Raw genomic sequence first — 387 nt, forward strand, 5'->3', positions numbered from 1 at the left:
ATCGGTGATGGTGGCCGTGCCATTGTCGGAGATATTTTGCCCACCGAGGGTGGTGGCCACGGTCAGGGTGAGGCCTTCATCGCCTTCAAAGACCGAGTCGTCAACGGTGTCAACCACCACGGAGAACGCGGTGACATTACCAGGGACTGTGGCGGTGTAGGTGCCGTCCTGGTTCAGGGTCAGTGTAGCGCCCGTGATCGGGTTGCCCTGACTGTCGACGAGGGTCACGCTGTCAATGTCATTGGCATCGATGTCACCGCCCAGGGTCAGGGTATAGCTGACGTCGCCCTGTACTGGCGTATCTAAGGTGACACCAAAGGTGGCGGCGTTCCCTTCATCAACGGTGCCGGCGTCGCCGACCGTCAGGGTCGGTGTCGCTTCACCATC

At 60.7% G+C, this 387-nt stretch carries 1 pseudogene; it reads right to left on the reverse strand.

The window, feature by feature from the left end:
- Positions 1–387, reverse strand: a pseudogene (locus CS022_RS25135) (hypothetical protein); the annotation flags it as partial.

It is taken from the genome of Veronia nyctiphanis, assembly GCF_004116385.1.
Taxonomy (GTDB): domain Bacteria; phylum Pseudomonadota; class Gammaproteobacteria; order Enterobacterales; family Vibrionaceae; genus Veronia; species Veronia nyctiphanis.